Below are 1596 nucleotides of genomic sequence, written 5' to 3' on the forward strand. Positions count from 1 at the left end.
ATGGTTCAATCGGCGGTTTTGGATGGTCTGCTGTTTAACAGGCTGCTGAAGAAGTCGGCGGCGCGGAATGGTTTTCTTTCGGCGCAACCGGCTGCGTTTGGTTTCGGGACCTTCGGCGCAGACGGCATAGGTGCCTGACGCGGTTTCTCAGCGTCAGGCGGCCAGCAGCCGGGGCAATCTGGCGAGGTTGTTGGCGGCCATGGTGAGGATGAAGCGGGAACGCACCCGTTCGACGCCCCGATAGACGGTCTGTGCCATGCCACCGACGGTCTTGGCCCAGCCGAAAGCCTCTTCGATCCGTTTGCGGTGTTTGATCGACAGGGCGTAACCCTCATGCCGGGTGGTCCTAGCGTCGATAGCTGAGTATCGGGATTTCTGAGCGACATGGGGCGTGACGCAGGCTTGGCGCAGGTCAGCGACGAACTCTGCGGCATCGAAGCCCTTGTCCGCGCCCAGCGTGAGCTGGCGTGTCGATCCGGGGGAATGGCGGTGGATCATGTCCAATGCGGCGCGCCGTTCCGCGTGACCGTCGGCCTGCGTCAGGTCGCCCTGCACGATCAGGCCCGAGCGGTTTTCCATCAGCGCATGACCCATGAAGCAGAGCATCGCGCCGGTGCCGGGGGATTTCTTGTAAAGGCGCGCTTCGGGGTCGGTAGTCGAGGCATGGGTGGCATTGGTCCGCTTCTCGCCCTTGAAGTCGACCTCGGCATTGCGGTTTCGGCGGGTGGGGCGGGACATCGGGTCGGTCTCGGAAGGTGTCGGTTCAGGGTGATCTTCGGCAGGGCTATCCGGGCTGGGCGGGCCGCCCGGATCGTCGTCGGACGGCGTGTCGGTCGCCTTCGGCTGGAAGCTCTTCATGGAGGCCCAGGCCTTCACCAGTGTGCCGTCGACTGAGAAGTGGTCGTCCGACAGCAGCGGCGCAACCTCGCGATGGGCCAGGATCGCCGCCATCACCTTGCGCGACATCTCGGTCGTCAGCAGCCGGTCGCGGTTCTTGGTGAAGACCGTCGGCACCCACACCGGATCGTCGATCCCGAGGCCGACGAACCAGCGGAACAAGAGGTTATACTGCATCTGTTCCATCAACTGCCGCTCGGAGCGGACCGAGAACAGGATCTGGATCAGGCTCGCCCGGATCAGCCGCTCCGGCGCAATCGAGGGGCGGCCGAAATCGGTGTAGAGCGCCTCGAACTCGGCATCCAGGCCGATCAAGGCCTCATTCACCACCTGCCGGATCTTCCGCAGCGGATGCCGCGTCGGGATGCGCGCCTCCAAGTCGACATAGCTGAACAGCGACCCGCTCGCCCCGTCCGTCCCGCGCATCTTCACCCCCGCCGTTGCCGTGCAAAGGGTGAATCATGTTCTCAAACCACTGTCGAGGCAGGACTATTTCAGCAGCCTGCTAGGTGACGGTTGGCGTGTTTCGACGGGGGCGTCCAGCCGCGCCTTCGGTGGCGGCGCGCTTTTCGGCAGGTCGACCGCTCCCTTCGTGGTCTTGCCGGAGCGGATTTCGGTGGCCAACTCGGTCGTCCGCTGGCCCGGAGCGATGTTGAGTTCCACCTTCAATCTCTGCGACAACTCATCGTACTGCCGCAG

2 protein-coding genes are annotated in these 1596 nt (G+C 64.1%); both read right to left on the reverse strand.

Translation table 11 applies throughout. The annotated features are described in order from the left end of the window. Positions 1-153 precede the first annotated feature (153 nt). Positions 154-1323, reverse strand: coding sequence for an IS5 family transposase (locus WBB85_RS22150; RefSeq protein ID WP_432640735.1), 1170 nt, complete (start codon positions 1321-1323; stop codon positions 154-156). A 63-nt stretch (positions 1324-1386) separates the two neighbouring features. Beyond that, positions 1387-1596 (reverse strand): hypothetical protein (locus tag WBB85_RS22155; protein WP_432640736.1); only part of this gene is annotated, 210 nt, incomplete at its 5' end.

The sequence above is a fragment of the Albidovulum sp. genome, from assembly GCF_049646345.1.
Classification (GTDB): Bacteria; Pseudomonadota; Alphaproteobacteria; order Rhodobacterales; family Rhodobacteraceae; genus Albidovulum.